15 protein-coding genes are annotated in these 13,575 nt (G+C 72.6%); 2 read left to right on the forward strand and 13 right to left on the reverse strand.

The window, feature by feature from the left end:
- Positions 1 to 58: 58 nt before the first annotated feature.
- Both CP984_RS11115 and CP984_RS11120 read right to left on the reverse strand, forming a co-directional pair.
- The gene (locus tag CP984_RS11115; RefSeq protein ID WP_003987229.1) at positions 59 to 265 is read right to left on the reverse strand and encodes a hypothetical protein; all 207 of its coding nucleotides are present in this window, start codon (positions 263 to 265) and stop codon (positions 59 to 61) included.
- Positions 266 to 646: 381 nt separating this feature from the next.
- Positions 647 to 928 carry an acylphosphatase gene (locus CP984_RS11120; protein ID WP_003987228.1) on the reverse strand — a complete coding sequence of 94 codons (282 nt, stop codon included), beginning with the start codon at positions 926 to 928 and terminating at the stop codon, positions 647 to 649.
- 134 nt (positions 929 to 1,062) lie between these two features.
- Here CP984_RS11120 and CP984_RS11125 point away from each other — a divergent pair, with 134 nt between their 5' ends.
- The gene (locus CP984_RS11125) at positions 1,063 to 2,043 is read left to right on the forward strand and encodes a CAP domain-containing protein (RefSeq protein WP_003987227.1); all 981 of its coding nucleotides are present in this window, start codon (positions 1,063 to 1,065) and stop codon (positions 2,041 to 2,043) included.
- 91 nt (positions 2,044 to 2,134) lie between these two features.
- On the opposite strand, the gene CP984_RS11130 is transcribed toward CP984_RS11125, so the two are convergent.
- Complete coding sequence (locus CP984_RS11130) at positions 2,135 to 2,371, reverse strand: hypothetical protein (protein ID WP_003987226.1); 237 nt, start codon at positions 2,369 to 2,371, stop codon at positions 2,135 to 2,137.
- A 185-nt stretch (positions 2,372 to 2,556) separates the two neighbouring features.
- Complete coding sequence (locus CP984_RS11135; protein WP_129820989.1) at positions 2,557 to 3,210, reverse strand: flavodoxin family protein; 654 nt, start codon at positions 3,208 to 3,210, stop codon at positions 2,557 to 2,559.
- A 118-nt stretch (positions 3,211 to 3,328) separates the two neighbouring features.
- Here CP984_RS11135 and CP984_RS11140 point away from each other — a divergent pair, with 118 nt between their 5' ends.
- The gene (locus CP984_RS11140; RefSeq protein ID WP_003986649.1) at positions 3,329 to 3,763 is read left to right on the forward strand and encodes a winged helix-turn-helix transcriptional regulator; all 435 of its coding nucleotides are present in this window, start codon (positions 3,329 to 3,331) and stop codon (positions 3,761 to 3,763) included.
- A gap of 58 nt (positions 3,764 to 3,821) precedes the next feature.
- On the opposite strand, the gene mutM is transcribed toward CP984_RS11140, so the two are convergent.
- From mutM to CP984_RS11185, 9 genes are all read right to left on the reverse strand, one after another.
- On the reverse strand, positions 3,822 to 4,682 hold the full coding sequence (mutM, locus tag CP984_RS11145; RefSeq protein WP_003986648.1) for a bifunctional DNA-formamidopyrimidine glycosylase/DNA-(apurinic or apyrimidinic site) lyase: 861 nt from the start codon (positions 4,680 to 4,682) through the stop codon (positions 3,822 to 3,824).
- A 247-nt stretch (positions 4,683 to 4,929) separates the two neighbouring features.
- Positions 4,930 to 5,757, reverse strand: coding sequence for a ribonuclease III (gene rnc, locus CP984_RS11150; protein WP_003986647.1), 828 nt, complete (start codon positions 5,755 to 5,757; stop codon positions 4,930 to 4,932).
- 19 nt (positions 5,758 to 5,776) lie between these two features.
- Positions 5,777 to 5,950, reverse strand: coding sequence for a 50S ribosomal protein L32 (rpmF, locus tag CP984_RS11155; RefSeq protein WP_003951102.1), 174 nt, complete (start codon positions 5,948 to 5,950; stop codon positions 5,777 to 5,779).
- 2 nt (positions 5,951 to 5,952) lie between these two features.
- Positions 5,953 to 6,636 carry a YceD family protein gene (locus tag CP984_RS11160; protein WP_003986646.1) on the reverse strand — a complete coding sequence of 228 codons (684 nt, stop codon included), beginning with the start codon at positions 6,634 to 6,636 and terminating at the stop codon, positions 5,953 to 5,955.
- A gap of 85 nt (positions 6,637 to 6,721) precedes the next feature.
- The gene (locus CP984_RS11165; RefSeq protein WP_030185815.1) at positions 6,722 to 7,819 is read right to left on the reverse strand and encodes an ATP synthase F0 subunit B; all 1,098 of its coding nucleotides are present in this window, start codon (positions 7,817 to 7,819) and stop codon (positions 6,722 to 6,724) included.
- Positions 7,820 to 7,916: 97 nt separating this feature from the next.
- Complete coding sequence (gene coaD / locus CP984_RS11170; RefSeq protein ID WP_030185812.1) at positions 7,917 to 8,426, reverse strand: pantetheine-phosphate adenylyltransferase; 510 nt, start codon at positions 8,424 to 8,426, stop codon at positions 7,917 to 7,919.
- Positions 8,423 to 9,007, reverse strand: coding sequence for a 16S rRNA (guanine(966)-N(2))-methyltransferase RsmD (gene rsmD / locus CP984_RS11175; protein WP_030185809.1), 585 nt, complete (start codon positions 9,005 to 9,007; stop codon positions 8,423 to 8,425). The genes coaD and rsmD overlap by 4 nt, the downstream gene beginning before the upstream one ends.
- Before the next feature lie 383 nt (positions 9,008 to 9,390).
- The gene (gene recG / locus CP984_RS11180; RefSeq protein ID WP_003986643.1) at positions 9,391 to 11,598 is read right to left on the reverse strand and encodes an ATP-dependent DNA helicase RecG; all 2,208 of its coding nucleotides are present in this window, start codon (positions 11,596 to 11,598) and stop codon (positions 9,391 to 9,393) included.
- A 168-nt stretch (positions 11,599 to 11,766) separates the two neighbouring features.
- Positions 11,767 to 13,518, reverse strand: a complete 1,752-nt coding sequence (locus CP984_RS11185) for a DAK2 domain-containing protein (RefSeq protein WP_030184970.1) — start codon at positions 13,516 to 13,518, stop codon at positions 11,767 to 11,769.
- Positions 13,519 to 13,575 lie beyond the last annotated feature (57 nt).

The raw sequence follows: 13,575 nt of genomic DNA on the forward strand, positions 1-13,575 counted from the left end.
TCTTGCTAGCGGTGCCTCAAGCGGCTGGCGAACAGCCCGTCGGCCCCGGGGGATGGGGTCAGGTGAGCGCGGGCTCCGCCTGGGGTACGTCGATGCTCTCCAGCATCGAGTCGTCGTGACGTGCGGCAGCGGACAGCATGTCGTTCTCGGCCTGCATCCGGAAGAGCTCGGATTCCAGGTCCTGGACGCGCTGCTGAAGCCGTCGCATCTCGGAGAGGACTCGGGGGTCGGAGCCGCCGACGTAACCGAGAAGCGCCTTTGCCATGATGGATGGTCCTCCACACTGAGTGACCGACCGAAGCGGTGTGGGTCGTGAGGGATTCGCACCCGCGGTGCTTGTCATTATCCTGCGAGCTCAATGCCAAACAGCTAAGGTGCGCGGGGCTTCCAGAGTCTCACCAAAAGGTTTGAGGGTCAACACGATCACGCCCCGTATCCTTGGGCGCCCGGGAGCCCACGGTCACGGCAACGCCGGACCGGCTCCCCAGAAAAGCGCCTCGGGGGCGTGGAGATCATCCTTACAGCGGCAGCCTTCCATGGGTCGGCCCAGTTGGCAACCACCAGGTCATGACTGCATTGTGCATGTGACGGGGACACGCGAAACCGACCCGCGGGCCGGTTCGCGTATCCCCGGCGCCGCAGCGGGTCAGCGGATCGCGAAGCCGTCGTAACCGCCGCGCGGAGTGTCCCAGATCTCAGTCACCCCTTCGACACGCCCGGGCGTGTCGCCGTTCCGCAGCCACTCCAGAAGCTCTTCGCAGCGCTCGCGCGCACCCTCGGCGACGACCTGCACCCGGCCGTCGCCGAGGTTGGAGGCGAAACCGGCAAGGCCGCCGATGCGCAGGGCGTTGGCCCGGGTGAACCACCGGAAGCCGACACCTTGGACCCGGCCGCGCACCCAGGCCGTCAGGCGGACATCTTCGTTCATGTCTGCACGTTAACCGGCCAATTGCCCGGCGAGCACATCCGCCCCGCACGGCATGGCGTACAGTCGCCCGGCAACGGGCTCACCCTTACGGGTGAGGCTCGTTGACGCTCGTGTGGACAGAAGGAAGGCAGTGGATGGGCCGCCATCGACGCTCCGCTCCCGCATCGCCCGAAGCCGCCGGAGCCGCTGAATCCGGAGCCGCGGAACGAACCGGGACCCCGGCCGCCGCGCACCCCGCGTCCGCCGGCCGCCACCGCGGCCACCGCTCCGCGCGCGACCGGCGCACCGCTCCGGTGCGCACCGGACTGCTCGGCGCCTCGGCCGCCGTGGCGATGGGTGCCGTCGCCGTCGCCTCGGGGCTGCTGCCCGGCGGCAGCCAGTACGACTGGAGCGGCAACGGCGGTGCCGGGGAACGCGTACGCGCGGGCTCCCTGCCGACCGCGCCGACGCGCGACGCGGCGTCCGTGACGCCCTCGGACCGCGGCACCGGCCAGGCCAGCCGCGGCGAGGACCGCCCCGGTATCCCGGAGCGGGAACGCCCCACACCCGCCGCCACCCCGTCGGCTCCCCAAACCTCCCGGCAGCCCTCCGAGCCCCCCGACACCAGCAGTGGCCCCGGCGCGGGCACCGGCACCGGCGCCGACCGGGACCGTACGGAACGGCCGGGCCGTACGGTCCCGTCCTCCGCCGCGCCCCCGAAAAGCACCGCGAGCGCCACCGCCGCGCCGGGCGCCAAGCCCGCGACCGCCGAATCCCAGGTGCTGACGCTGGTCAACCAGGAGCGCGCCAAGGCCGGCTGCTCCCCGCTGACCGCCGACCGCCAACTGGGCGATCTGGCCCGCGACTTCAGTGCCGACATGGCACGCCGCGACTTCTTCGACCACACCGACCCGGACGGCCGCAGCCCGTGGGACCGGGCCAAGGCCGCGGGCATAGACGGTCTCGGCGGCGAGAACATAGCCCGCGGCCAGGCCGACGCCCGCGCGGTGATGGACACCTGGATGCACAGCTCCGGGCACCGCGCCAACATCCTCAACTGTGAGTACAAGACCCTGGGAGTCGGCGCCCACTTCGGCTCCGGCGGCCCTTGGTGGACGCAGGACTTCGGGTTCTGATCCGGCCTGGGCAGGCAGCGGCGGACCGTCCTTCTCCGGCCGGGGCGGGCAGCCGCGGGCCGACCTCTCCGGCCGGGTGTCCGGCGGCGGGTCAGTCCTCCGCGGACTCGGGCAGGCTCTCCCACTCCGGCCCGTCGCGGTAGAGCTCGTAGTCGTGCTCGGCGGCGATCTCCTCCGCGTGGGCGCGGCTGCGCACGGTGACCTCGTGCCGCTCGCTGACCACCTCTCCGTGTACGCCGCCTTCTTCGACCACCTCGATCGCGTGTGTCTCGTACACGACGCTGCCGGGCGCCGTCGAGCTCCAGACCAGATGCATGCTCGTCGCCATCGGATCCCAACCTCCGAAGGTATGGCCCCCTGGCTACAGGGTCGCATCTCCATCCGTACGAAAGCACGCGTATGCGGGTGGGTCGGCGTGTACAGGTCCCCGCGTACGAGTGGCACGCGCGGAACGGGGCGCGCGGGCCGGGCGCGAACCTCGCCCGCGGGCGCCCGGCACCGGCGGGTGGCGGATCAGGCGGCGACCGCGGCTCGGCCGGCGGCGTAGACCGCGGCCTGGGCGGCGACCCGGCGGCCGAGGTGGTCGGCGGTGGCTATGTCGGCCTTGTGGACGCCGTCCGGACCACGGTCACTGTCGGTCTGCGCGCCGGCGCCCAGGAAGATGCCGAGACGGTTGAGGTCGTTCTCCGAAGCGGTGGAGGAGTTCCAGCCGGGCAGCAGGCCGAGGCTGACCCAGTGCATGCCGTGCTGGGCGGCCAGCACGGTGAAGAACTGCAGGGTGTGCAGCTTGTCGCCGCTCTTGGAGCCGGAGTTGGTGAAGCCCGCCGCGAGCTTGTCCTGCCAGGCGCGGGTCGCCCAGCGCTTCGAGGTGGCCTCGGCGAAGACATGGAAGGCGCCGGACGCGGTGCCCATGTAGGTCGGCGAGCCGAAGACGATCGCGTCGGCGGCGTCGAGCAGGCCCCACTGCTCCTCGGTGATCTCATCGACCTTGACCAGGTGGACGGTCGCCCCGGCATCGGCGGCACCGTCGCGCACCGCCTCGGCGAGCACCGCGGTGTGGCCGAACCCCGAGTGGTAGGCGACGGCGACGACGGGCGGGACGGCAACGGCCGGAGAAGCGGGGGAAGGAGAGGCGGCGGAAGAAGCGGACGGGGCGGGCGTGGTCATGGCGGAACTCCTGACGTTCGTGCCACGCCGAGCGGCGCGGTCAACTAACCAAAGGAAAGCACTAACTTCTAGAAAGCGCAATGGGCTGGTGAGCGCTGTGCGGGAGTACGCTGGTGGTATGACGCATCAGGGCAGCTTGCAGCAGGTGTCGCAGGTCCCGGACGTCGGGACGGACCTGGCGACGGACGTGGCGTTCGACGTCTTCGCGCGGACGTGTCCGTCCCGCGACACGCTCAAGCACGTCACCGACCGCTGGGGCAGCCTGACGCTGGGCGCGCTGCACGACGGCACGTTCCGCTTCAACGAGCTGCGGCGGCGGGTGGACGGCGTCAGCGAGAAGATGCTGTCGCAGACGCTGCACGCCCTGGAGCGCGACGGACTGGTGCGCCGCGAGGCCCAGCAGACCAACCCGCCGCGGGTGGACTACGAACTGACCCCGTTGGGGCGGGAGGTGGCCGAGCGGCTGCTGGGGCTCATCGACCTGGTGGAAAGCCGGATGCCGGCAGTGCTGGCGGCACGGGAGCAGTACGACTCGGCGCGCGCGGACGCCTGAGGCCGGCCCCCCGCAGTAGACACAACGCCCCCTATAAAGCCCTGCTGCTAAAGCCCCACTACGGCCGCGGCGGCCGCTGGCAGCGCGGGCAGAAGTAGCTGGACCGGTTCATCCAGGGGCGGCGGCGCATCGCCGTGCCGCAGCGGCGGCAGGGCTCGTCCTCGCGCCCGTAGGCGTCCAGCGACCGTTCGAAGTAGCCCGACTCCCCGTTGACGTTCACGTAGAGGCTGTCGAAGCTGGTGCCGCCGACGGCGAGCGCCGCGCTCATCACGTCCCGGATGTGCCCGAGCAGCTCGGCGGTACGGGGGCGGGTGAAGGTGGCGGTCGGCCGGTCGTAGTGCAGCCGGGAGCGCCACAGGGCCTCGTCGGCGTAGATGTTGCCGACACCGCTGATCAGCGACTGGTCCAGCAGCGCGCGCTTGACGGTGGTGCGGCGGCGGCGCAGCGCCTCGTGGAAGGCGGCGTCGTCGAAGGCCGGGTCGAGCGGGTCGCGCGCGATGTGGGCGATGACGTCGGGCAGCCCCTCGGGGTCGCCGGGCACCGCGTCGTGCAGCGACAGTCCGCCGAAGGTCCGCTGGTCGACGAAGCGCAGTTCGGTGCCGGCGTCGTCGTCGAAGGTGAAGCGGATCCGCAGGTGCTTCTCGTCCGGGGCGTCCTGCGGCTGGACCAGGAGCTGTCCGCTCATGCCCAGGTGGGCCAGGACGGACAGGCCGTCGGTGACCGGCAGCCACAGGTACTTGCCGCGCCGCCGGGCCTCGCCGATGCGCTGCCCCTTCAGGCGTGTGGCGAAGTCCACGGCGCCCGCGGTGTGCCGGCGGACCGCGCGCGGGTGCCGCACCTCGACCTCGGCGACGGTTCGCCCCCGTACCCAACGCTCCAGTCCGCGGCGTACGACCTCGACCTCGGGCAGCTCGGGCACGGCTCTCCTCGTCAGGGAGCGTCCGCGCGAACGGCGGACGCGGTACGGATGGTGCGGAAGGGTACGGCGGCGCGCCCTGCACCGGGGCGCGCAGGGGCCCGGGCAGGCGCACGCGAACGCCCCACGAGCCCGTACAGCACGAGCCCCGGCGAACCCGTGCAGCGCACGCACGGCCCCGTATAGCACTATCCGGCCGCCCTTCGTGCGGGGAAACCCCACAGGACGGACGACCGGCAGTGCGTGAACCTCAGCCGACGACGGGTGGTTCCCCGGCCGGGGGAACCACCGGCTCACCGGCCGGCGGCGCGTCCACGGCCCGCTCGGCCGCTTCGTCCGCCGCCGCGCGGATCGCCCGCCAGGCGGACTCGGCCGCCTGCTGTTCGGCTTCCTTCTTGCTGCGGCCGGTGCCGGTGCCGTACGAGACACCACCGACGCGGGCAGCAGCAGTGAAGGTCTTCTCGTGGTCCGGACCGGTCTCGCTGACCATGTACTCCGGCACGCCGAGACCTTCGGTCGCGGTCAGCTCCTGGAGGCTGGTCTTCCAGTCCAGGCCGGCGCCGAGACCGGCGGACTTCTCGATGAGCGGGTCGAAGAGCCGGTGCACCAGCTCGGCCGCCGCGTCGAGACCCTGGTCGAGATAGACCGCGCCGATCACCGCTTCCAGGGTGTCGGCCAGGATGGATGCCTTGTTGCGGCCGCCGGTGCCCTCTTCGCCCCGGCCGAGGCGGATGAAGGCGCCGAGGTCGAGGCCGCGGCCCACCTCGGCGAGCGCCCGCGAGTTGACCACCGCGGCCCGCAGCTTGGCCAGCTGGCCTTCGGGCAGGTCGGGGTGGGTGCGGTACAGCGTGTCCGTGACCACCAGGCCGAGCACCGAGTCCCCGAGGAACTCCAGCCGCTCGTTGGTGGGCAGGCCGCCGTTCTCATATGCGTACGAGCGGTGCGTCAGCGCACGCACCAGAAGGGCGGACTCGAGGTGGTACCCGAGCCGCCCTTCCAGAAGCGTGTGGGACGAGGCCGTGTCCGCCGGTGCCGTTTCAGCCGCGCGCTTGCGGGGAGACGTATGGGCGTCTGACATAGAGCCTGTCACCAGCCGATCAGACCTCGAGGACCTGTCGCTTGTTGTAGGTGCCGCAGCTCGGGCACGCGATGTGCTGCTGCTTCGGCTCGTGGCAGCGCTCGCACGCCACCAGGGTGGGGACCGCAGCCTTCCACTGCGACCGGCGGTGGCGCGTGTTGCTGCGCGACATCTTCCGCTTCGGAACAGCCACGGCTACTTCTCCTGCTTCTCGGCGGCGCGCGCTGAATCAGGCCCGTCGCCGCTCATGTTTTCGTCCTTCTCGCCGTCCGGGTCGGTGGCGAGTCCCTGCAGTGCCGCCCAACGGATGTCGACGGCGTCGTGGTGGTGGTCCGGGTCGTCCGCGAGCCGCTCTCCGCACTGGGAGCACAGGCCCGGGCAGTCGTCCCGGCACACCGGCTGCATCGGCAGTGCGAGCACCACCGCATCACGCAGCACGGGTTCGAGGTCGAACAGGTCGTCCTCGAGGAAGAGAGTGTCCTCCTCTTCCTCGGCGTCGTCGCCGGGCTCCGCGGTGCGGGTCCTGGCGTCGGCGTCGGGGTAGGAGAACATCTCCTGGAAGTCCGCTACGAGCTCGCGCTCCAGCGGCTCCAGACACCTTACGCACTCCCCCTGGACCGATGCACGGCCGGTACCTGTGACAAGCACCCCGTCCATGACGGACTCCAGGCGGAAGTCGAGTTCCACCGGCGCGCCCTCGGGCACTCCGATGACCTCGTTGCCGAGGTCCCGGGGGGCCTCGACGGTGCGGGAGAGCCGCTGCAGCGCGCCGGGACGACGTCCCAGATCGCGCGTGTCGAACACGAGCGGGGAACGGTGGTCGAGGCGGGCGTTGATGGCTTCCTGCTTTCTACGCTGACGTACGGGCCGCCCGTTCACCGGGGCGAAGCGGGCAGCAGAGATCGCGGACGTACACGCGACCGAAGAGCCAGGATACTGGAACGGTCCCGATAGGCCCAATCCGCTACTGCCGCCCCTCCTCGTACTGTCGCAGCCGGTCGAGATCGATCATGCTCGTGTCGAAGAGGCTGGTCTCGTCGAGCGCGGCGGGCTGCGGCGCCCGGCCGCCCGGGGCCTGCCCGGGGACCTGGGCCTGCTCCTGCGGCTGGAGGTAGCCCGTGTTCGGGTCGTAGGGCTGCTGGTGCTGCTGCTGGGCCTGCGGGTCCGTCCAGCCGTAGCCGTACGGGTCCTGCTGCGCGTACGGGGCCTGCGGATAGCCGTAGGCGTCCTGCTGCTGGTAGGCCGGGTCGGTGTAGTACCCCTGCTGGGGGTCGGGCTGCGCCTGGGGCGGCACGGTGGGCTGCGGCGGGGCCTGCGGCTGCGGGGGTACGGGGTCGGCCAGCTCGGCGAGGCCGGCGAGGTACTCGGCGTCGCCGGTGTGGCCCGGGTGCCGGCCGTCGGGCTGCGCGGCGAGGCCGCCCAGCTCGTCCGCCGGCCGGGCGCCCTGGAGCTTGAGCCGCCCGCGGCCGACCGCCTCCAGGGTCTTGGTCAGTACGGCCTCGAAGGCGCCGAATTTGGCGTCCACGTACCGGTCGGCGCGCTCCCTGAGGGTCTGCGGGTCGGCGGTGGGCTCGGGAACCTGGATGCCGTCCTCGTCCGCGTGGCCGCCCTCGCCCGGCGCGCGGCCGAGCAGCTTCTCGCGGCCGCGGTCGACCGAGCCGATGGTCTTGGTGAGGACGACCTCGAAGTTGGCCAGTTTGCTGTCCACGTAGTCGTCGGCCTCGGCGCGGATCTCCTCGGCCTCGCGGCGGGCCTCGGCCAGGATGCGGTCGGCCTCGGCCTGGGACTGCCGGGCGACCTCGGTGTCGGAGATCAGCGAGCCGCGGTGGGCGTTGGCGGACTCGATGATCCGCTCCGCCTCGGCGCGGGCCTCCTCGACCATCTGCTCGCGGCCGCCGAGCAGCTCCTGGGCCTCGGCGAGCGACCCGGGCAGGGCGGAGCGCACCTCCTCCAGCATGGCGAGCAGCTCGGCGCGGTTGACCACGCACGAGGCCGACATGGGCACGGACCGGGCGCTGCCGACGGTCCTGACGATCTCGTCGAGCTTTTTCTGCACGTCCACCTTGGACTCGCCACTCTCCGGGTCGGTACGACGGAACGGGGACGACTGTACGTCCACAGAGCCCCGCACCGACACCTGCTGACGAGGCGTCAGCGGATCACTTGGCGCCCAGCCGCGCGGTCAGCTCTTCCAGGACGAAGGGCGGCACCAGGTGGGAGACGTCGCCGCCCCAGGCCGCGACCTCCTTGACCAGGCTGGAGGAGAGGAAGCTGTAGGTGGGGCTGGTGGGGATGAAGAGGGTCTCGACGCCGGAGAGGCCGTTGTTCATCTGCGCCATCTGGAGCTCGTAGTCGAAGTCGCTGACCGCGCGCAGCCCCTTGACGATGGCCGGAATGTCACGCTGCTTGCAGAAGTCGACGAGCAGGCCGTGGAAGGACTCGACCTCGACGTTGCCGTACTCGGCGGTGGCGCGGCGGATCAGGTCGATCCGCTCGTCGATCGAGAACAGGCCCTGCTTGGCCTTGTTGATCATCACGGTGACGTGGACGACGTCGTAGAGCCTGGAGGCCCGGGCAATGATGTCCAGGTGCCCGTTGGTGATGGGGTCGAACGACCCCGGACAGACTGCGCGGCGCACGTGAGTTTCCTCGCTCTCCGGTCCGGTCATGACGCGTTGTCGCACGTCGAAGCGGCGCGACCGTACCAAAGCGTTCCCTCGCCGTAGCGCCGGGACCGGATGGGTGCGAAACCGTCCGGCCAGGGGAACGGACCGCCTCTGGTGCTCCGCTCCACGGTGACGAGTGCCTCCTCGGCACACCAGCCCCCCTGGCGGAGTGTGAGCAGGATCTCCCCAAGATCGTCGTCGGTGACGGCGTACGGCGGGTCGAGGAAGAGCACGTCGTACGGGTCGGCCGGGGCCGCGCCCGCGACGATCTGTTCGGCCTTGCCGGGCCGGACCTCCGCGCCGGGCATCCCGAGGGTGCGGACGTTGTCGCGGATGGTGCGTACGGCGCGGGCGTCGGCCTCGACCAGCAGGACGTGCGCGGCGCCACGGGACAGCGCCTCCAGGCCCACGGCGCCGGACCCCGCGTACAGGTCCAGCACCCGGGCGCCGGCCAGCGGCCCGTCCAGCGACTCCCAGGTGGAGAACAGGCCCTCGCGCGCCCGGTCGGAGGTCGGACGGGTGCCGTTGCCGGGAGGCACGGCCAGGCGCCGGCCGCCGGCCGTGCCGGCGATCACGCGGGTCATGGTGCTAGGTCCTTCGCGCTGCGGATGGAAGCGGCCCGCCTGCGCGGGCCACTCCCCCACGATATGGCGTCACGGGGGCGGGGGCCGCGCCGGCTGGGGGTGGGGTGGTCTTGAGGGCTGGGTCCGGTCCGTACGGGGGCGGAGGGGGCCGGGGCGGGGCGCGCCGGGGGGCCGGGGTGCGGGGATCGGGGGCGGGGCACGCCGGGAGCCGGTACAGGGCCAGGGGGCGGGTCGTGCTGGGAGCCGGCGCGGGGCCCGGGGCCGCGCCGCCCGGGGCCGGGGCTTGGAGCCCGTGTGGAAACCGGTACACGGACCGGGGACGGGTGCCCCAGGAGCCGGCCCAGGGCCCGCGCCACCCGCCGCCCAGCGCCCGGGCCGGGCCCTCACCCCTTGTCCAAATACTGCTCCCGCTCCGCGTCCAGCAGGGCCTGGAGGGCCGTACGCAGTTCCGGGTAGCCGGTCAGTTCGGGGTCGGTGGTGACCAGCGCGGTGGCCTCCTCGCGGGCGGCCTCGATGACCTGTTCGTCCTCGATGACGGCGAGCATCCGCAGGGATGTGCGGACGCCGGACTGGGCCTGGCCGAGGACGTCGCCCTCGCGGCGCTGCTCCAGGTCGATACGGGACAGTTCGAAGCCGTCGAGGGTGCCGGCCACGGCGGCGAGCCGGGCGCGTGCGGGGCTGGCCTCGGGCATCTCGCTGACCAGCAGGCACAGGCCGGGCGCTGATCCGCGGCCGACCCGGCCGCGCAGCTGGTGCAGCTGGGAGACGCCGAAGCGGTCCGCGTCCATGATCACCATGGCAGTGGCGTTGGGGACGTTCACGCCGACCTCGATGACGGTGGTCGCCACCAGCGCGTCCACCTCGCCGGCCGCGAACCGGCGCATCACCGCGTCCTTGTCGTCCGGGTGCATCCGGCCGTGCAGCACCTCGACGCGCAGCCCGGCGAGGGGGCCCTTCGCGAGCTGGTCGGCGACCTCCAGGACGGCCAGCGGGGGCCGTTTGTCGTCGCCCGCGGCGGCCTCTCCCCCGGACTCCCCGGACTTCTTCTTGGTGCCCTTGCCCTTCGGCGCGTCCTCCTCGTCGCCGATCCGGGGGCAGACCACATACGCCTGGTGGCCGGCCTCGACCTCCTCGCGCACCCGCTCCCAGGCGCGCGCGAGGAAGTGCGGCTTGTCCTTGGCGGGCACGACGTGGCTGGCGATGGGCGAGCGGCCGGCGGGGAGCTGGTCCAGTACGGACGTCTCCAGGTCGCCGAAGACGGTCATCGCGACCGTACGCGGAATGGGGGTGGCCGTCATGACCAGCAGGTGCGGCGGCTGCTTGCCCTTGCCGCGCAGCGCGTCGCGCTGCTCGACGCCGAAGCGGTGCTGTTCGTCGACCACCACCAGGCCCAGGTCGTGGAACTGGACCTTGTCCTCGATGAGGGCGTGGGTGCCGATGACGATCCCGGCCTCGCCCGTGACGAGGTCCAGCAGCGCCTGGCGGCGGGCGGCGGCGCCCATCGAGCCCGTCAGCAGCACCACTTTGGTGCCCTGCTCGGCGCCGCCCAACATCCCTCCCTCGGCCAACTCCCCCATCATTTCCGTGATGGACCGATGGTGCTGCTGGGCCAGCACCTCGGTGGGCGCGAGCATCGCCGCCTGGCCGCCGGTGTCCACGACGGCGAGCATGGCGCGCAGGGCGACCATCGTCTTGCCGGAACCGACCTCGCCCTGGAGGAGGCGGTGCATCGGGTGGTCGGTGGCCAGGTCGTCGAAGATCTCGCGGCTGACCTTCTGCTGGCCTTCGGTGAGCGTGAAGGGCAGCTTCGCGTCGAAGGCGTCGAGCAACCCGCCGGGTGTCAACGGGCGAGGCGTGGCGGGGAGTTGGGTCTCGGCCATCCGGCGGCGGGCCAGCGCCACCTGGAGGACGAACGCCTCGTCCCACTTCAGGCGCGAGCGCGCGTCCTCGATGTCGGCCTTCGTGCGCGGCCGGTGGACCTTCTCCAGGGCCTCCGGGAGCGGCAGCAGGGCCCGGCCTGCGCGCAGCGCCTCGGGGAGCGGGTCGAGCGCCTCGCGCGCGCTGGGCAGCACCGCGTCGACCGCCTTGGCGATCTTCCAGGAGGCCATCTGCTGGCAGGCCGGGTAGATCGGCATGAGCCGGCCCGCGAAGGCGTCCACGGCCGCCTCGCCGTCCTCGCCGTCCAGCAGCGCGTATTCGGGGTGGGCCAGTTGCAGCTTGCGGTTGAAGACCGAGACCTTGCCCGCGAACATGGCGCGGCGGCCGGGCAGCAGTTCCTTGTGCGGTTTGTGGATGCCCTTGCCGAAGAAGACGAGCTGGAGGCGGCCGCTGCCGTCGGTGAGGGTCACCTCCAGGCGCTGGCCGCGGCCGTTGTTGAACTTCAGGACCCGGGCGTCGGCGACGCGCGCGACGACCGTGACGTGTTCGTCCAGCGGCAGGTCGGAGAGGCGGGTCAGCTCACCGCGCTCCGCGTATCTGCGCGGATAGTGGTGCAGCAGATCGCCGACCGTGTTCAGGCCGAGCTGCTCGGCCATCACCTTGGCGGTGGTGCCACCGAGAATCTTCTTCAGGGGTTCGTCGAGCGCGGACACATGTCCATTGCACACCACGGCACTGACAGCGGGCGGCACGCCCCGGAATACGCCGGGGCCGAACCGATTCTTCCCGCCGATTTCCCACCGTTTTCCCGTCGGCTTTCCACCAGGTTTCCACCGGTTTTCCGCCGGACCTCCGCCGGTTTCCGCCGCTCCGGCCCGGGGTCATTCGACCCCGATGAGCAGTGGCGCCCCGCGCTGCCCGCCTTCGTAGACGACGGTGTCCACGGCCAGGTGGCGCTCCCGTACGTGCTTTTCCAGGCGTTCCGCGAGAGCGGCGGGGAATTCCGCGCCCAGAACGAACGTCACCATTTCCCCGCCGGCGGAGAGCATCCGGTCCAGGACGGTCGCCGCGGTCGCGGCCAGGTCCGAGCCGATCACCGCCACGTCCCCGTCGATCAGGCCGAGCACGTCCCCGGCCTGGCAGACGCCGGCCATCGTCCAGGACTGCCGTTCCGCGACGGCCAGCTCCGCGTAGCGGGTGGCGCCCGCGGCCGAGGTCATGGCCACCACGTCCTCGTCGAAGCTGCGGGCGGGCTCGTGCACGGCCAGCGCGGCGATGCCCTGGACGGCGGCGCGGGTGGGGATCAGCGCGACCCGTACGCCTTCGGTACGGGCCTGCTCGGCCGCGGCCGCCGCGGTGTGCTGCAGCTCGGGGTCGTTGGGCAGCAGCATCACCTCGCGGGCGTGCGCCTGCCGGATCGCCTGGACCAGCTCGCCACTGGCGGGCGGCTCTCCGGGGCGTACGGTCACCGCGGTCGCGCCCGCCTCGGCGCACAGCCCGGCCAGGCCGTCGCCCGGCACCACGGCCACCACGGCGCGCGCCGCCGGCTCCGCCTCGCGGCGGCGCGCGGCCCGGCCCCCGTCGGCCGTCCCGAAGTGGGTGATGCGGATGCGGTACGGGCGGCCCGCCTCGATGCCCGCCTCGACGGCGGCGCCGGCGTCGTCCACGTGGACGTGCACGTTCCACAGGCCGTCCCCGCCGACCACCACCAGGGAGTCCCCGAGGCCGTCCAGCCGCGCGCGCAGCCGGGCCACGGCGTCGTAGTCGGCCTCCAGCAGGTAGATCACTTCGAAGGCGGGGCCGTCCGGGCCGCCGTCGCCGCCGTGCGGCCCCTCCGGCTCCGGAGCGTGCCCGTCAGCGGCCGGGCAGCCGCCTGGCACGGGCGCGGAGGCATCAAGCCGTACGGGGGCGTCAGGCCGTACGGGGGCGTCAGGCCCTACGGAAGCCCGCACGGAAGCCTCCGGCCGCACCGCGATAGCCGCCGTCGGCACCTCCCCGGACAGCGCCCCCGCCAGCGCGCCCAGCACGGCGACCAGGCCGCAGCCGCCCGCGTCCACGACGCCCGCCCGGCCCAGGACCGCCAGCTGGCCCGGCGTGGCCTCCAGGGCCGTACGAGCGCCCTCGTAAGCGGCCCGCGCCACCGCCGCCGGACTCCCGTCGGCCCGCCCGGCCGCCTCGGCGGCCACCGTGGCGACCGTCAGGACGGTGCCCTCCACCGGATGCGCCACGGCCTCATACGTGGACTCGGCGGCCCGCCGCAGCGCCCGCTTCAGCGCTGCCGCCGCGCCGGGATCCCCGTCCACGCTCCCCTCCCCCAGCACCTCCGCCATGCCGCGCAGCAGCTGGGCGAGGATCGTGCCGGAATTGCCGCGCGCGCCGATCAGGGCTCCGTGCGCCATCGCGCCGACGGCGTCGGCCAGGCCAGGTTCGGTGCCCGAGGCGCCGTGCCCGTCGAAGGCGGCCTCGACCGCGCGGGCCGCGGATTCCGCGGTCAGGTAGAGGTTGGTGCCGGTGTCGCCGTCGGCCACCGGGTAGACGTTGATCGCGTCGATCCGCTCGCGTTCGCGCCCCAGGGCCTGGAGCGCCAGGGCGCACCAGGTGCGTACCGCAGCGGCGTCGAGCGGGTGCGGCACCGTCGTCCTCCTCGGCCAGCGGCCCGTGGCGGGCTCGGCTCGGTCATGCGATCCACC

It is taken from the genome of Streptomyces rimosus (assembly GCF_008704655.1).
In the GTDB taxonomy this organism is placed as follows: Bacteria; Actinomycetota; Actinomycetes; order Streptomycetales; family Streptomycetaceae; genus Streptomyces; species Streptomyces rimosus.